Raw genomic sequence first — 15,919 nt, 5'->3', positions numbered from 1 at the left:
CGCCCAGCGACGTCGAAGCTCTTCTGCGCTGCGTCAATCCATGGCAGCATGCAGCTTCCTGACCGCGAACCCAGGAGAGGACGCCTGTGACCACGCTCGCCCATCAGTTGCCGCAACTCACCCGCGCCAACGGCATAGACATCTGCTACGAGATATTTGGCGATGCGAATGCGGAGCCGCTGCTTCTGATCATGGGCCTCGGCGCCCAGATGATCCATTGGGACGACGAATTTTGTCGCCGGCTTGCCGCGCGCGGTTTTCGCGTGATCCGGTTCGACAACAGGGATATCGGCAAGTCTTCCCGCATGAGCGGCGGCAAGCGGCTGACCGCGCTCGAGCTGCTCAAGCTGCGCTTCCTGAAGATTCCGGTTGCTGCGCCCTACCGGCTGGCCGACATGGCGCGCGACACGATCGGATTGATGGATGCGCTCGGCATCCGCAAGGCGCATCTGGTCGGCGCCTCGATGGGCGGCATGATCGCGCAGGAGGTCGCCATCACCTTTCCCGAGCGCGTGCTCTCACTGACCTCGATCATGTCGACCACCGGCAATCCGAAGATACCGGGTCCGACCCGCGAGGCGACCGCGGTGCTGATGGCGCCGCCGCCGAAGAGCAAGGAGGAGTATTTCGTCCGCTTCGGCCAGACCTGGAAAGTGCTGCGCAACGGCTCATTCCCCGAGGATGAGGCGCTCGATCCCGAGCGCGCGCGGCGCACCTTTGAGCGCGGCCTCAATCCGGAGGGCGTCGGTCGCCAGCTGCGCGCCATCCTCGCCTCCGGCAGCCGCAAGGAGCGCCTGCGCAGCGTCAAGGCGCCGACGCTGGTGATCCACGGCACCGTCGATCCGCTGGTGCATCCCGAAGGCGGCAAGGACACCGCAGTCTCGATCCCCGGCGCAAAGCTCCTGATGGTCGAGGGCATGGGCCATGCATTGCCGATCCCGATGTGGCCGCAGATCATCGACGCCATCGACAAGCACGCGCATGGGGCGGCGGTGAAGGCGGCGTGAGGCCAGAGCGTTTTCGAGCGAAGTGGATACCGGTTCGCGTCAAGAAAACGCGTCAAAACAAGAATCCAGAGCCCCGTTCCGGTTCAATCGGAACGGGGCTCTGGTATCTCCCGGTGACCATGTGAGCCAGGGGTGCGTTCTTCCGGCTGGCGCGCGGAGGCTGTAGACAGCGCGATGCACTGCGCGGGTCGCGCGCCATCAGCCACCGGGAGTCACCAAATGAAGACCCTTCTCCGGCCACGGACAGCCGTCGCCGCTCTCGTCCTCGCGCTTGCATCTTCCACCGCGATGGCGGCCACCAGCGACGCGCAGCAGGAAGCCAACCGCAAGGCGGTGCTGGCCTTCTACGAGAAGGGGCTGAACCAGAAGGACGCCGACGCGGCGCTCGCCTATGTCGGCAACCGCTATGTGCAGCACAATCCCGGCGCGGCCGACGGTCCCGACGGCTTCCGCAAGTTCATCGGCTTCCTGCGCGAGAAGTTTCCGAACTCGCACAGCGAGATCAAGCGTTCGTTCGTCGATGGCGACTACGTGATCCTGCACGTCCACGCGGTGCGCGAGCCAGGCACTCGCGGCAACGCGATCGTCGACATCTTCAAGCTCGAGGACGGCAAGATCGTCGAGCATTGGGACGTGGCGCAGCCGGTGCCGGAAAATCCGGCGAACAACAACACGATGTTCTGAGGCGCGCCGACCGCAGGCGAGAGCGAGCCACACTCTCCGCTGTCGTCCCGGCGAAGGCCGGGACCCATACTCCGCGGCAGATGTGGCGGGCGGGACTCGTCGTTCCACCGGCGCGCAACAATGATCATCGGTGGTTATGGGTCCCGGCCTTCGCCGGGACGACGCTGATTGATGCCGCTTGCGAGCCATACATCCACACACTCTCAGGGTGACGGTTGAGGGCGTGGGATCGTGCAGTCGGAGCTACTGGCTGCGGCCGAGCCAGCGCTGGGTCGGAAACAGTTGCACCTGCCAGCGGCGGGCCGCGGCGCCCCACACGCCCCTCGGCATGAACAGCATGATCAGGATGGCGAGCGTGCCGAGCACGACCAGATACAGGCTGCCATACTGGGCAAGCCAGGTGACGAGCCCCCACAGCAGGAGCACGCCGACCATCGGGCCTTCGATGGTGCGCACGCCGCCGATCACGACGATGAAGATCACATAGGCGGTCCAGTCGGTGACGCTAAAGGCTGCGTCGGGCGAAATGCGCGCCTTCTGCAGATAGACCACTGCGCCGACCATGCCGGTGGCGAAGGCGACCGCGATCCACAGCAGATGGCGAATCCGCGCGGTGCGGACGCCGACGCTGCGCGCCGTCGCTGCGTTGTCGCGGCTGGCCGCCAGCGCGAGGCCATGGCGCGAGCGGATGAAGGCGTAGATGCCGAGCGTGACCAGCACGGCGAGCAGCAGCGCCAGCCAGTAGACCAGCACGTCGCGTGCGGCCGCCGGACGCAATCCGAGCAGCGCCTGCACCGCCTTCAGCCCGACCATCTGCGACAGCTCGCTCGGCGAGATCGACATCCCGGTGCCGCCGCCGAGCGACTTGAACTGGGCGCAGATCAGCCGCAGCGCTTCGGCGGCAACCCAGCTTCCGATCGCGAAGTACGGCCCCTCCAGCCGGAACAGCAGCGGGCCGAGCACCGCCGCGACCAGCGCCGCGAACAGCCCGGCCAGCGGGATCGCCGCAACGGGATCGAGCCCGGCCATCACGATGGCGGCAAACAGCGCATAGGCGCCGAGCCCGACAAAGGCCTGCTGCCCGACCGACACCAGCCCGCCCCACCCGGCCAGCACGTTCCAGAGCTGCGCCAGCGTCAGCATGGTGAAGACGAAGATGAGGTCCTGGATCAAATTGCGCGAAGCAATCGCCGGCAGCGCGGCGAGCACCACGACCAGCGCGATGCCGGCGACGGCCGCACCGCGCGACAAGCGCGTGCCGACCCGAACTTGCCACACCGGCGCGTCCATCGCGCGCTGCTCCCGGCTTGTCGGGATATCGATGCTCTCGACGCTCATGTCCGCCTCGCCGGGAAAAGACCGCGCGGCCGCACCATGAGCACGGCAAGGAAGGCGAGATGGCCGGCCAGGATCTGCCACTCCGGATTGGCCCGCCGATCGCCTGCGCGAGCCCGAGCACGATGCCGCCCGCCAACGTTCCCCACAGGCTGCCGAGGCCGCCGATGATCACGGCCTCGAACGCATAGAGCAGCCGCGCCGGGCCGATCGACGGATCGAAGCTGGCGCGGATGCCGAACACGACAGCGGCGATCACCGACACCGCGAGCGAGAGCCCGACCGCGATCGCGTAGACATTGCGCTCGTTGACGCCCATCAATTGCGCGATCGCGGGATTGTCGGCGGTGGCGCGGAAGGCGCGGCCGAGCGAGGTGCGATAGAAAATCAGCTGCAGCAGCGCGACGGCGGCGATCGCCGTCACCAGCGCGGTCAGCGGCGCCAGCCCGATGCTCAGGCCAGGCGCCAGCGTCACCGACGAGGATTCGAAGGCGCCTGCCTGCAGCCGCCGGCTGTCGGCGCCATAGCCGAGCAGCAGTCCGTTCTGGATCACGATCGACAGCCCGAAGGTGACGAGCAGCGGCGGCAGGATGTCGTCGCCGAGCACGCGCTCCAGCACCAGCCGCTGCAGCACGAAGCCGAGCACGAACATCGTCACGACCACCAGCAAGGCTGCTGCTGCAAGCGGCAGGCCGAGCGCCGTGGTGGCGCTGAGCACCAGATAGGCCGCCAGCAGGATCAGATCGCCATGCGCCAGATTGACGAGGCGCATGATGCCGAAGATCAGCGACAGGCCGAGCGCGAACAGCGCGTAGACGCCGCCGAGCAGCACACCTTCGATGATGGTATCGAAACCGCTCATGGCGCCCTCATGCTCCGAAATAGGCCGCGCGGATCGTGTCCTGATCCACATCCTTGGGCCGCCCGCTCAGCGTCACCCGACCCTCTTGCAGGCAGTAGAACCGATCGGCGGCCCGCAGCGCGCGGGCGATGTCCTGCTCGACCAGCACGACCGCGGTGCCGCCGGCGCGGATCTGCGGCAGCATGCGGTAGATGTCCTCCACCACGATTGGCGCGAGGCCGAGGCTGATCTCGTCGCACAGCAGGACGTGCGGGTTGGACATCAGCGCGCGGCCGATCGCGACCATCTGCTGCTGACCGCCGGACAATGCCGTGACGGCGCCGCGCCGCCGCTCCTTCAGCACCGGAAACATCCGGTAGACGGCGGCGAGATCCCACGGAGTTGTTCGTTCGCCGCCGTAGGCCCCGATCAACAGGTTCTCCTCGACACTGAGCGAGGGAAATAGCTGACGGCCCTCGGGGACCAGCGCAAGGCCGAGCCGCACGATGTTGGCGGCGGGTGCATCGCCGATCGCACGTCCGCCGAGGCGGATGGCATCGGGACGGTTCTTCACGAGACCCGCCAGCGATTTCAGCATGGTCGACTTGCCGGCGCCATTGGCGCCGATCACCGCGACCGCCTCGCCCTCCGCCAGTTCGAAATCGATGCCGAACAGCGCCTGGAAGTCGCCATAGAACGCATCGAGCGCGGTGACATTGAGCAGTGCGGTCATGCCGGCACTCCCATGTAGATGGTCTCGACCTCGCGCGAGCGCATCACCTCTGATGGCAGGCCTTGCGCGACGATCTTGCCGAAGTTCAGCACCACCAGCCGCTGCACCACCGCGAGCAGCGCATGCACCACATGCTCGATCCAGATGATGCCGACACCTTCGGCATGGATGGTGCGGATGGTCTCGACCAGCTCATGACATTCGGCATCGGTGAGGCCGCCCGCGATCTCGTCGAGCAGCAGCGTGCGCGGCCTGGTGGCGAGTGCCCGCGCCAGCTCGAGCCGCTTGCGATCGAGCAGCGGCAGGCTGCCGGCGAGCCGGTTGGCCTTGGCCTCGAGGCCGGTCAGATCAAGCATCCGGCCGCAATGCTGGACCGCATCGGCCTCCGAGAGGCCGCCGCCGAATTGGGCAGCGACCGCAAGGTTCTCGAACACCGAGAGGTGGTCGAACGGCTGCGGGATCTGGAACGAGCGCCCGATGCCGGCGCGGCAGCGCGCCTCGGGAGAGAGATTCGTGATGTCGACGCCGTCGAGGACGACGCGGCCGGCGTCCGGCCGCAGCAGCCCGGTGATCAGGTTGAACAGCGTCGATTTGCCGGCGCCGTTCGGCCCGATCACGCCCAGCGCTTCGCCTGATACAAGCGTCAGGTCGATCGCATCGGCGACGACGATGGCGCCGAACCGCTTCGAGACGGCATGGAGTTCGAGCATGGTCGCTCACCGCATCCATTTGCTTCGAGGGGATGCGCGAGGGTCCGCGCATCTCCGATGAACAATCTGCCCGGAACGGGCTTGCTAGCTCAGCGCCTGCATGTCGCCGCCGAGCGGGATCTGCGGCGCCAGTCTGTTGTCCGTGATCACCATGTTGTACTTGTCGCCGTTGAGCCGCCACTGGCCACCGACCAGCGGCGTCTTGGCGATGTTCTTCGCCGCGAACGGCGGCACCGCGCTGGAGCCGAATGCGACCTGACCCACGATGGTGTCGAGCTTGGTGGCGCCGATCGCTTTTGCGAGCGCCGCACCATCCGCCGGGTCACCCGAGCGCTTGATGGCGTCAATGGCGACCTCGAACAGCGAATGCACGAAGCCGATCGGCTGGGTCCATTGCTTGCCGGAGGCCTGCTCATATCCCTTGGCGAGATCGGCGGCGCTGACGCCGCTGAGGCTCGACTTGTAGGGATGCGTCGGGGTCCACCACACCTCGGTCGAGATGTTGTTGCCGCCCTTGCCGAGCGCCTGCACCGATGCGGGGAACAATAGCGCCTTGGCGACCGACACGACTTTCGGCTTCAGCCCTTTCTGCCGCGCCTGATTCCAGAACGTGGTGAAGTCGGGCGGGATGATCACGCCGGTGATGATCTCGGCATCGGCCCCTCGAAATGCGGCGATCTGCGAGCTGAAATCGTCGGTGAGATTCTGGAAGCGGCCGGGATCGGTGAGCTTGAAGCCCTGCTTGGCCATGACAGGCGGGAAGCCGATCGTGGTGTCGCCCCAGGCGTTGCCATCGGCATCGTTCGGAAACAGCGCGCCGACCGACTTGTTGGTCGTGACCTGGCTCCACATGCTGGTGAAGACGCCGATCACGTCCTCGAGGCCCCAGAAATAATGGAAGGTGTAGTCGAACGGCTTCCAGCTCTTCGGATCGGCCGGATTGGCCTGGCGGCCGATGAAATTGGTCTGCCACGGCGCGACGGTGGAGATGCACGGCACCTGCTCGAGCTCGCACTGCGTCGCCACCGGGTTGTTGGTCTCAGGCGTGGCGCCGACCACGATCAGGCTGACATTGTCGCGGGTGATCAGCTCCTTGGCGACTTCCGCGGCGCGGTTCGGGTTCGACTGGCTGTCCTTGGTCACCACTTCGACCGGATAGGTCTGCGATCCGACCTTGACGCCGTCCTTGATGAATTTGCGGAATTCGCCGAGCACGAAATCATCGGCTTCGGCGAAGGCTGCGAGCGGGCCACTCTTGGGCGAAACATAACCGATCCTGATCGGCTTGTTGGCGGCGCGCACGGCCGGCGCGAACAATGTGGTCGTTCCTGCGGCGGCGAACCCACCGGCGATGCCTTGCAGCACGCGACGGCGATCGAAAGACATCACGTTCAAATGGTCCTTGGTCATTTTCCCCTCCCTTGAGGCAAGCCGGTTTCAAGCCGGCTGCCGTTTATCCATTCTGAAAAATCGCCGGCGTCGCGCCGCATCACGCGGCGGCGACGGACTTCGTCTGCGGCTTCGCGCCGCGGCCGAGGATCTGGCCGAACACGTCGAGCAGCACATCGGTGGCGTCAGCCGCCGCCTCCTTGGCGCGCCAGGCGACGTACATGTCGGGACGCACCAGCACGCAGCCGTCCTCGTCGACCTCGCTCTGGCGATACCAGTCCGCATAGATGTCGAGCGCATCGCAGCCTTGCGGGCCGATGGTGACGACGTCGACCGGCAGGCCGTAGGCCTTCTCGACCGCAGCGGCAGCCGCCTTCCAGCCGTCGCCGCCGATCCCGGTGAGCAACGTGAAGCGGCCCTTGCCGGTGAGATCGAGCGTCGACTTCCGCTCGCCTTGATGCTCGACCCAGACATGCGGCAAATGCGCGCCGGGCCAGGTGGTGGCCTGATAATAGAGCTCGTGATCCCTGGTGAACGCCGGCATCGGCGTGCCATCGGACACCACGGCGGTCGAGCCGTAGCGCTGATTCATCTCGACGCCGTGACAGTTGAACTCGTAGCTCTTGTTGGCGATCGCCTCGTAGAGCTTCTTGCGGCACGCCTTGCCCTCGGCGGTCGGTGCCTTGCGTGCGGCGATCGCCTTGCGCGCTTCGGCAGGATCAGTGGAGGCGACGAGGCCCACCGCCTCGAAGATCGGCGGGAAGTCGCCGATACTCTTGTTGGCGCGGGTCACGATCTGCTTGCCGACCGGCTGGCGCTCGGCCGAATAGGTTTCGAGCAGCGACGGCGCCGCGTGGCCTTCGAGCACCAGCTTCAGCTTCCAGCACAGATTGAAGGAATCCTGGATCGAGGTGTTGGAGCCGAGGCCGTTGGTCGGCGGATGGCGGTGCACGGCGTCGCCGACGCAGAACACGCGGCCGGACGAATAGTGTCCGGCATACATCTCGTTCACGGTCCAGGTCGAGGTCGAGCGCACCTTGACCTCGAGCGTTTCGTCGCCGACGAGATTGCGCACGATCGAGATCGCCTCGTCGTTGGTGAGCTTGCGCTCGCCCTGCTCGATGTCGTAGCCCCAGATGATCAGCCACTCATTCCATGGCCGCACCATCCGGATCAGGCCGGCACCGATGCCGCCGATCTCAGCACCGGGCTGCAGCACCCAGTACAGCACGCTCGGCCGGTGCGCGACGTACTTGCTCAAATCCGCCTGGACGATGATGTTCATGCTGCCGGCGCGGCCCATCTGGCCCTCCATCGGCAGCCCGATCACTTCGGCGACCCGGCTGCGGCCGCCGTCGGCGCCGATCAGGTATTTGGCGCGGATCTGGTACGTCTCGCCGGACAGGCGATCCTTCACCGTCGCGGTGACGCCGTCGGCATCCTGCACCAGGTCGACGAACTCGGTGTTGAAGCACAGCGAGGTGCCGCGCTGGCCGGCGGCCTCGATCAGGATCGGCTCGAGGAAATTCTGCGGCAGGTCGCAGATCCGCGCCGGACTGGCGAGGTCGTAATCCGCCTTGCGCGAGGGATGGTTGCCCCAGGAATACAGCCGGCCGAACTCTTCGCCGGCGAGGCTCTCGCAGAACACGTTGTTGGCCATCAGATGCTGCGGCACCGCCTGCGCCACCGCCTTGTCCTCGAGGCCGAGATCGCGCAGCACCTCCATCGCACGCTGGTTGGTGATGTGGGCGCGCGGCGTGTCGGCCAGCCAGCCATACTTCGTCACCAGGATGTGCTTGACGCCGTACATGCCGAGCAGCGCCGCCGCCGTCGCGCCGGCCGGGCCACTGCCGACGACAAGGACGTCGGTCTCAATCGGTTTGCTGGTCATGGTCCTCTCCTTGGTCGTCTTGTTGGTTGCGATCGTCATTCCGCGGCCATCATCGGCTTCGGCACCAGGCCCGCGCCGGGCTTCATCTGGAAGTCGTAAGTCATCAGGTGCCACGGGCCGGAGACCCGCTCGCCGTTCGGCAGCGCCGGCTCGCTCTTCGGCTCGACCCGCGCAATGAGCTCGTCCTTGACGCCGAACACCACGTCGCTGCGCAGATATTCGTCGCCATCGAGGAAGACGTGGGTGATCAGCGGCTCATAGCCTTCGGCCTCGACCAGGAAATGCACATGCGCCGGCCGCATCGGATGGCGCTGCGTGGCGGTGATGAGATCGCCGACCGGGCCGTCGGTCGGGATCGGATAGCTGCACGGCAGGATGGTGCGGAACGAGAAGCGGCCGTCGGCATCGGTGACGAAGCGTGCGCGCAGCGATGGGCCGTGCGCCGCATAGTCCGCCTTCTGCGAATCGTAGAAGCCGTCGTCGTCGGCGTGCCAGACATCGATCTCGGCACCGGCGAGTGGCTTGCCGGCCAGATCAGTGACGCGGCTCTGCACGAACATCACTTCACCGTCGATCCCCTCCGAGATGTTGGCACCGTGCGGCGTGACGCGGTGCTCGCCGACATAGAACGGGCCGAGCACGGTGGTCTCGGTCGCGCCCTCGCGCTCGCGGTGATTGACCGCATCGACCAGCATCGAGACGCCGAGCACGTCGGAGAGCAGGATGAACTCCTGGCGCAGCGGTGTGCAGGTCTGTCCGGTGCGAGTCAGGAATTCGATCGCCTGATTCCATTCCTCGAAGGTGAGCTCGGTGCGGCGCACCAGATCGTGCAGCGACTTGACCGTCTCCTCGATGAGGAACTTGAGCCGCTCGTTCGGCGTGCTCGCAAAGCTGCGAAGCACCTCGTCGGTAAGGTCATGCTCGTTGAAATTGGCCATCGTGTTGTCCTTTGATCTTGGGATGTCAGTGCTGGATGGGCGCGTCGCCGCGCCAGGCTGCCGCGATCAACTGCTCGATCGGGGCGCGATCGATCGGTCTGGGGTTGGCATAGGAGTTGCGCACCGCCATCTCGGCAGCGCGCGCGATGCCGTCCTCGGGCATGCCGATGCCGGAGAGCGCGCACGGCAGCGCGAGCTGCCGGGCAAGGTCAAACAGGCCCTGCGGTGCATTGGCGCTGTGCAACGCTAGTGCGACACGGTTCATCGCCTCCGGCGCCGCGGCGGCGTTGTAGGCGGCCGCGTGGGGCAGCACGATCGCATGGGTTTCGGCATGCGGCAGGTTGAACATGCCGCCCAGCACGTGGCAGAGCTTGTGATGCAGCGACATCCCGACGGCACCGAGGCAGACGCCGCACAGCCACGCGCCATAGAGCGCATCGCGGCGAGCGCCGGGATCGTCCGGCACCGTCATGATGCGCGGCAGCGCGCGGGCGAGCGCGGCGATGCCCTCCTCCGCCATCAGCGAGGTCAGCGGATTGGCATCAGGCGCATAAAGCGCCTCGACGGCGTGGGCGATCGCATTCAAGCCGCTGGCGGCGGAGATGTGCGGCGGCAGGCTGACGGTGAGATCGACATCGTAGATGACGGTGTCCGGCACCAGATCCTGGGAATGCTGCGTGGTCTTGATGCCGTTGGTGGTTTCGCCGAGGATCGGCGTCATCTCGGAGCCGGCATAGGTGGTCGGCATCGCGATATGCGGCAGCCCGGTGCGCAGCGACAGCGCCTTGCCGAGCCCGACCGTCGAGCCACCGCCGATCGCGACCAACCCATCGATGTCACGGGACTCGACGATGCGAAGCGCCTCGTTGGTGACCTCGACCGGCGTATGCATGCGTGCGCCAGCAAACAGCCCGGCAAGCCGGTCGCCGAGGCCTGCGCCGAGCCGGCGCCCGAGATCCTGCTGCTCGCTTGTGGTCAGCACCAGCGCCCGCTTGATGCCAAGGCGCTCGCTCTCCTCGCCAAGCCGGGCCGAGGTGCCGGCGCCGAACACCACGCGATATTGCTGCGAGCAGTAGGCAAAGGTGCCCTGGCCGGCATTCCCGGCCGCCGCTGCAGGCGCAACCGATCCGCCTCCGGCATCCGGCATCGCGACACTCATGGCATTTCTCCCAAGCCGGCGAACCGGCATCTTCGTCTTGTTGGGAGAAAGCTAGCGGGGAGCGGCCACGGCGCTCCTGCACGAAACCGGAGAAAATCTGCACGAAACCGGAAAAATCATCCGCGGGCTCGGGCTGGCGCCCATGCCTGTCCCGGCCGCCGATAATCGGGAGCTAGTGGCTGCGGCGGTAGCGTCCCGGTGTCACGCCGGTGAAGCGGCGGAACATGCGCGTAAAATGCTCCTGGTGGGAGAAACCGCAGGCCAGCGCGATGTCGGCAAGGCTCTGCGTCTCGTCGGCAAGCAGCGCCCGGGCGCGCTCGATGCGCAGATTGAGCACGTATTGGTAGGGCGAGACGCCGCTGGTCGCCTTGAACAGGCGCACGAAATATTCGGTGCTGCGGCCGCACAGTTCTGCCAGTTGGTCGAGCCGGATATCGGTATCGAGATTGGTGTCGACGAATTCGCGGATCCGCGCCATCTGCCTGACGCTCAGCAGGTTCGGATGCTTGCCGGCCTCGACACTCGGCTTGTGGAAATTGATCGCGACGAAGCGGTTGGCGATCGCCTGCGCGATCGGATCGATGAACAGCGACGAGGCCGGCAAGCCGCTGGTGATGGTGTCGCCGATCGCCGCGGCAAGATGCTCCAGCACGGCATCCTGATCGCCGAGCATCGGCGCGAGCCCGCCGATCAGGCTCGCCGCCCCGTCCCGGCCCGCGAACAGGTCGGAGCGCAGATAGATGTGGGTGGATTCCAGCGCCTCGCGCAGCACCACGTTGCAGGCGTGCCCGGCCGGCAGGAAGAACACCCCGCCGCGCGGGATCTGGCGGGCAACCGACTTGCCGTCCATCACATAGGTGATCTCGACCGGGCCACCCCGGTGCAGCACCATCAGATTGTCCGACAGCGCGTGGAAGTGCCCGTCAAACGGCCGCTCGCGCTGGACCGAGGCAAATGCGGACGACCAGCCGAGCCCTTCGCTCGAGCCGCGGAATTCGGCCTGGAAGCGGTCCAGGATCCCGTGCGTCTCCTGCACCCCAAAATTCGACGTCGCCTGCATCAGACAGACCAAGGGCTCGAGGCTTCGGTGCCGCGAGTGAAACCCAACGGCCCTCGTTTTTCAACACAATCGAACCGAACGGCGCTGCTGGAGGTCTTGCTGCGTCGCAATAGCGGCGCCTGCTACTCCTTGACCGCGATCCAGATCACATGGCGCACGCCGCGGCCTCGGCCGGTGGCGCGGACGGCGACTTCGTTGACGGCGAACCCGGCGCGCGAGAGCGATTTCGGGAACTTGGCGTTCGGACCGGACGACCAGACGGCGAGGACGCCGCCGCGCCGCAGCGCCGTGTGGGCGATCTTCAGTCCGGAGATATCATACAGCGCGTCATTGGCCTTGCGGGTCAGGCCTTCGGGGCCGTTATCGACATCGAGGAGAATGGCATCGTAGGTGCGTGGATTGCGCTCGATCACATCGGCGACATCCACCTCCTGAATGCTGACGCGCGGATCGGTGAGGCTGTCGCCGAAGATCTCGGCCATCGGGCCCCTCGCCCAGGCGACCACGGCCGGCACCAGCTCGGCCACCACGATTTCCGCCTCGGGTCCAAGCACGGTGAGCGCCGCCCGCAGCGTAAAGCCCATGCCGAGGCCGCCGATCAGAAAACGCGGCTTTGCGACCTTCTCGATCTTCTTCGCGGCAAGCGTCGCCAGTGCGGCTTCCGAGCCCGACAGGCGGCTGTTCATCAGCTCGTTGGTGCCGAGCATGATCGAAAACTCGCGGCCGCGCCGCATCAGGCGCAATTCACCTTCGGTGCCGGGAATCCGCGCGGTATCGATCTTTTCCCAGGGAATCATGCGGCGGCTTGTAGCATGGCCCACGCCTTTGCGTAGCCCGGATGGAGCGCAGCGCAATCCGGGACGGCCTCTCGTGCGGGCCGACTGGCCCCGGATTTCGCTTCGCTCCATCCGGGCTACGAAAGCGTAAGGCTACCCACCAGCCCAGACGTCAAGCACGTAGCGGTTCCTGGTGCCCATCTCCTCGATCCAACGCGCGGCAGCGTCAGTGTCGGCTCCGGTGCGCTCGCGATAGATCGACATCAGGGTCGCCTTGACGTCGGGCTCCATCTTGCCGCCATCGCCGCAGACATAGACGATTGCACCCTTCTGGATCAGCTCCCAGACCTTGTCTTTCTGTGCGGCGACGAGGTGCTGCACATAGGTCTTGGGCCCGTCGGCGCGCGAGAAGGCGGTGTTGAGTTCAGCGACGCCATCGGCGGCGAACGCCTTCAGCTCGTCCGAATAGATGAAGTCCTGCTCCGGATGGCGGCAGCCGAAGAACAGCATCGCGGGGCCCAGCGTCGCGCCCTGCGCCTTGCGCGCGGCGCGCTCCTGCAGGAAGCCGCGGAACGGTGCGAGCCCGGTACCCGGCCCGATCATGATGATCGGCACGGCGTTGTCGTCAGGCAGGCGGAAGCCGGCCTTGGTCTCCTTGATGGTGGCGTGGACGGTGTCGCTGGCGCGGCGGCGCGCCAGATAGTTCGAGCAGACCCCTCTGTAGATGCCGCGGCCGGAGCTCGCCGGCGCTTCCACGACGCCCACGGTGACGCTGCAGCGCTGCGCCTCGCCCGCCGGAGACGACGAGATCGAGTAATAGCGCGGCGCCAGCAGCGACAGCATTTCGAGGTAGAGGTGGAACGGCAGCTCGCAGGCCGGATATTCCTCGAGCAGGTCGAACACCGATTTGCGCCTGGCGAGCACCTCGGCGCGATAACGTCCGGCGGAGGCCTCGTCGTCGCTGACATAGGCCATCAGCTTCGGCTTGGTCACCGGGCAGCGGGTGTGCTCGGCCATGATCTGGATCTGCTTGCGGGTCGCGACCTGCTGCAGCTCGACGAACTCGGTGAGCAGCCGCCCGACCGACACGGCGTTGCCGACCGGCAGTTGCGCGCGGCGGCCTTCCGAGACTTGCAGGCGGATCTGGTCGGCCGGCAGGAAGCCGAACCGGCGCGCGACGGAATCGACCAGGGTCGGATCGTTGCGCGGGACCACGCTGAGATGATCGCCGACGCGATATCTAAGATTGGCCGGCAGCTCGACCTCGATATGCCGGGTCGAGCGTTCCGACGGATGGGCGCCTTCCTTGTTCTGCAGCTCGTTGTTGGCGAGCACCTTCATCGGCACCGCGCCGCCCTGCGTCACGATGGTGTTGACCGCGCCCTGCGCTACCGGCTCGATCGCATAGAGCGGCTCGTCCTCGGCGGTGCGGGTGAAATTCCAGTCGATGCCGAACTCCTTGGTCGCGACCTTCGCGGCCTCCGGGAACCATTTCTGGAACTGGCCGTCGAGATCGCTGCGCGCATCGCCCTCGCCGCGCGGATAGACCGCGCGCGCGCCATGCTTGGTCAATTGCTCGTCGATGAAACGCGGCACCGACTGGTAGGTCGCCGCCCAATCGCTGTTGCCGCAGCCGAACACCGCGTAGCGCACCTTGGCGAAAGCGTCCTTCGGCAGATCGCTTTCGAGCCATTTGACGAATTGCGTCGCATTGTCGGGCGCCGCGCCATTGTAGGAGGCGCAGATGATCAGGACGCCGCCCTCCTCCGGCAGCTTGCCGACATAGTCGTCCAGCGGGCCAAGCCGCACCGAGAAGCCATTGATCTCCGAAAGATCGGCCATGCGGGTCGCCAGCTCCTCGGCGGAGCCGAGGTTGGAGCCGTAGAGCACCAGCATCGGGGTGTTGTGGCCGGGACGCGTGGTCGGCGCGCGCGGTGCCTTCGGCGCTGCCGCAACCGCGCCCGTGCTGCCAGCGAACGCGCCGCGCTCCCTGTCGTCGCGCGGCCGCACCTTGATCCTGAAGCCGTCCGGCTTGACGGTCAGCGTCTCCTTCAGATGCATCTGGTAGCGATGCACGTCGAGCAGCTTGAAGCGCTGCAGGATCATGCCGATCGCGAGCGCCGCCTCGTGCATGGCAAAGCCGCGGCCGATACAGGCGCGCTGGCCGTTGCCGAACGGCTTCCAGGCGTTGATCGGCCGCTTGGCCTCCGCCTCGCGGCTGAAATTCTCGGGATCGAACGCATCAGGGTTCGGGCCCCACACCGAGGGATCGCGATGCAGCGCCATCACCAGGATGGTGATGAAGGTGTTCTTCTTCAGCTTGTACTTGCCGCCGATCGTCTCATCGTTGAGCGGAGCGATGCCGTAAGCCGGCGCCGGCGGCCACAGCCGCAGCGCTTCCTTCAGGCATTGGGTGATGTAGGTGAGCTGCGTCACCTGCTGATAGGTCGGCCTCGCATCGACATCGGGACCGAGGACGCGATCGACCTCCTCATAGGCCTTCTTCAGCACCTCGGGATGCTTCAACAGCGCATAGATCGTGCACGACAACAGGCCGCTGGTGGTCTCATGGCCGGCGATCAGGAAGGTGTTGATCTGGTAGCGGATGTTGACGTCGTCGAGCTGCTCGCCGGTGGCACGGTCGACGCCGGTCATCATCGCGGCCAGCATGTCCTTCTTGTCACTGGTCACGTCGGTATTGCCGCGCCGCTCGGCGATGATCTCGTCGACCATCTTGTTCATGAAGCCGACGTCGTCGGTCAGCGTCTTGCGCCGCTTCTGCATCCACAGACCCTCGAGCGGCAGGCCGCGGGTCATCATGATGGTTTCGAGCGAGCGCACCAGCGATTCCACGAAAGGGTGGTAATCGCGGCGATAGAACGAATTGAAGCGGTAGTCGAAGCCGCACAGTCCGATGGTGTCGAGGGTCAGCGCCGTCATGTCGTGGACGACCTCGATCTCCTCGTCGGCGTTGAGGCGCTCCCATTTCTTGACCAGCTGCTCGGCGATATCGACCATGCTCGGGTGATACGACTGCATGGCGCGGTTGCCGAACGGCTGCATCAGGATGTTGTGCGCCTTGCTCCAGTTCGGCTCCTTGGTGTCGGCGGTGAACAGCCCGTCGCCGCCGACCGCGCGCACCCGGCGCAGCGAGCCGCGCACCGCCTTGTCGAAGCGCTTCTCGTCGGAGAGCTCGTCGACCAGATCGTGACCGGAGACGATCACGAGCGGCGCACCCATCATGTCGAGCCAGAAGATCGGCCCGAGCTCCTTGGAGAGCTTGACGAGATGCTGCACCGGCGCGGCCGAATCCAGCGACAGCATGTTGCCGACCACCGGCTTCGTCGGCGGATGCGGGATCGGACTCAGTCTGTTGCCGGATGCCATCTCGGAAGT

Annotated in this window: 12 protein-coding genes and 1 pseudogene; 2 read left to right on the top strand and 11 right to left on the bottom strand. The window is 66.2% G+C overall.

The window, feature by feature from the left end:
* Window positions 1-86: 86 nt before the first annotated feature.
* Both ACOIX3_RS12770 and ACOIX3_RS12765 read left to right on the top strand, forming a co-directional pair.
* The gene (locus ACOIX3_RS12770; RefSeq protein ID WP_420970171.1) at window positions 87-1,007 is read left to right on the top strand and encodes an alpha/beta fold hydrolase; all 921 of its coding nucleotides are present in this window, start codon (window positions 87-89) and stop codon (window positions 1,005-1,007) included.
* Between the two features lie 288 nt (window positions 1,008-1,295).
* Window positions 1,296-1,691 carry a nuclear transport factor 2 family protein gene (locus ACOIX3_RS12765; RefSeq protein WP_420971724.1) on the top strand — a complete coding sequence of 132 codons (396 nt, stop codon included), beginning with the start codon at window positions 1,296-1,298 and terminating at the stop codon, window positions 1,689-1,691.
* A 243-nt stretch (window positions 1,692-1,934) separates the two neighbouring features.
* Here ACOIX3_RS12765 and ACOIX3_RS12760 read toward each other — a convergent pair whose 3' ends face one another.
* From ACOIX3_RS12760 to ACOIX3_RS12710, 11 genes and pseudogenes are all read right to left on the bottom strand, one after another.
* A complete protein-coding gene (locus ACOIX3_RS12760) occupies window positions 1,935-2,981 on the bottom strand; it encodes a branched-chain amino acid ABC transporter permease (RefSeq protein WP_420971723.1) in 1,047 nt (348 codons plus the stop codon).
* 44 nt (window positions 2,982-3,025) lie between these two features.
* Window positions 3,026-3,888, bottom strand: a pseudogene (locus tag ACOIX3_RS12755) (branched-chain amino acid ABC transporter permease).
* A gap of 7 nt (window positions 3,889-3,895) precedes the next feature.
* Complete coding sequence (locus ACOIX3_RS12750; RefSeq protein ID WP_420970169.1) at window positions 3,896-4,600, bottom strand: ABC transporter ATP-binding protein; 705 nt, start codon at window positions 4,598-4,600, stop codon at window positions 3,896-3,898.
* Window positions 4,597-5,310, bottom strand: coding sequence for an ABC transporter ATP-binding protein (locus ACOIX3_RS12745; RefSeq protein WP_420970168.1), 714 nt, complete (start codon window positions 5,308-5,310; stop codon window positions 4,597-4,599). Before ACOIX3_RS12745 ends, ACOIX3_RS12750 begins: the two co-directional genes overlap by 4 nt.
* An 84-nt stretch (window positions 5,311-5,394) precedes the next feature.
* Window positions 5,395-6,720 carry an ABC transporter substrate-binding protein gene (locus ACOIX3_RS12740; RefSeq protein WP_420970167.1) on the bottom strand — a complete coding sequence of 442 codons (1,326 nt, stop codon included), beginning with the start codon at window positions 6,718-6,720 and terminating at the stop codon, window positions 5,395-5,397.
* A 79-nt stretch (window positions 6,721-6,799) separates the two neighbouring features.
* The gene (locus tag ACOIX3_RS12735; protein ID WP_420970166.1) at window positions 6,800-8,590 is read right to left on the bottom strand and encodes an FAD-dependent oxidoreductase; all 1,791 of its coding nucleotides are present in this window, start codon (window positions 8,588-8,590) and stop codon (window positions 6,800-6,802) included.
* A gap of 35 nt (window positions 8,591-8,625) precedes the next feature.
* Window positions 8,626-9,528, bottom strand: coding sequence for an intradiol ring-cleavage dioxygenase (locus tag ACOIX3_RS12730; protein WP_420970165.1), 903 nt, complete (start codon window positions 9,526-9,528; stop codon window positions 8,626-8,628).
* Between the two features lie 25 nt (window positions 9,529-9,553).
* On the bottom strand, window positions 9,554-10,675 hold the full coding sequence (locus ACOIX3_RS12725) for a maleylacetate reductase (protein ID WP_420971722.1): 1,122 nt from the start codon (window positions 10,673-10,675) through the stop codon (window positions 9,554-9,556).
* A gap of 184 nt (window positions 10,676-10,859) precedes the next feature.
* Window positions 10,860-11,747 (bottom strand): helix-turn-helix domain-containing protein, encoded by an 888-nt coding sequence (locus tag ACOIX3_RS12720; protein ID WP_420970164.1) that lies wholly within the window; start codon window positions 11,745-11,747, stop codon window positions 10,860-10,862.
* A 122-nt stretch (window positions 11,748-11,869) separates the two neighbouring features.
* A complete protein-coding gene (locus ACOIX3_RS12715; RefSeq protein ID WP_420970163.1) occupies window positions 11,870-12,544 on the bottom strand; it encodes a spermidine synthase in 675 nt (224 codons plus the stop codon).
* 132 nt (window positions 12,545-12,676) lie between these two features.
* Window positions 12,677-15,910: a bifunctional cytochrome P450/NADPH--P450 reductase gene (locus ACOIX3_RS12710; RefSeq protein ID WP_420970162.1), complete on the bottom strand. Its 3,234-nt coding sequence runs from the start codon at window positions 15,908-15,910 to the stop codon at window positions 12,677-12,679.
* Window positions 15,911-15,919: the final 9 nt, after the last annotated feature.

It is taken from the genome of Bradyrhizobium sp. B120, from assembly GCF_049075665.1.
Taxonomy (GTDB): Bacteria; Pseudomonadota; Alphaproteobacteria; order Rhizobiales; family Xanthobacteraceae; genus Bradyrhizobium.
Note: the sequence above shows the minus strand (reverse complement) of the source record. Positions and strands in the feature narration are given on the sequence as shown.

Excerpts from the sequence above, each read along its gene's own strand:
- ACOIX3_RS12765 (WP_420971724.1), top strand. The coding sequence starts at position 1,296 with ATGGCGGCCACCAGCGACGCGCAGCAGGAAGCCAACCGCAAGGCGGTG.
- ACOIX3_RS12725 (WP_420971722.1), bottom strand. The coding sequence starts at position 10,675 with ATGCCGGATGCCGGAGGCGGATCGGTTGCGCCTGCAGCGGCGGCCGGG.
- ACOIX3_RS12710 (WP_420970162.1), bottom strand. The coding sequence starts at position 15,910 with ATGGCATCCGGCAACAGACTGAGTCCGATCCCGCATCCGCCGACGAAG.
- ACOIX3_RS12745 (WP_420970168.1), bottom strand. The coding sequence starts at position 5,310 with ATGCTCGAACTCCATGCCGTCTCGAAGCGGTTCGGCGCCATCGTCGTC.
- ACOIX3_RS12720 (WP_420970164.1), bottom strand. The coding sequence starts at position 11,747 with ATGCAGGCGACGTCGAATTTTGGGGTGCAGGAGACGCACGGGATCCTG.
- ACOIX3_RS12735 (WP_420970166.1), bottom strand. The coding sequence starts at position 8,590 with ATGACCAGCAAACCGATTGAGACCGACGTCCTTGTCGTCGGCAGTGGC.
- ACOIX3_RS12760 (WP_420971723.1), bottom strand. The coding sequence starts at position 2,981 with ATGGACGCGCCGGTGTGGCAAGTTCGGGTCGGCACGCGCTTGTCGCGC.
- ACOIX3_RS12730 (WP_420970165.1), bottom strand. The coding sequence starts at position 9,528 with ATGGCCAATTTCAACGAGCATGACCTTACCGACGAGGTGCTTCGCAGC.
- ACOIX3_RS12750 (WP_420970169.1), bottom strand. The coding sequence starts at position 4,600 with ATGACCGCACTGCTCAATGTCACCGCGCTCGATGCGTTCTATGGCGAC.
- ACOIX3_RS12715 (WP_420970163.1), bottom strand. The coding sequence starts at position 12,544 with ATGATTCCCTGGGAAAAGATCGATACCGCGCGGATTCCCGGCACCGAA.
- ACOIX3_RS12740 (WP_420970167.1), bottom strand. The coding sequence starts at position 6,720 with ATGACCAAGGACCATTTGAACGTGATGTCTTTCGATCGCCGTCGCGTG.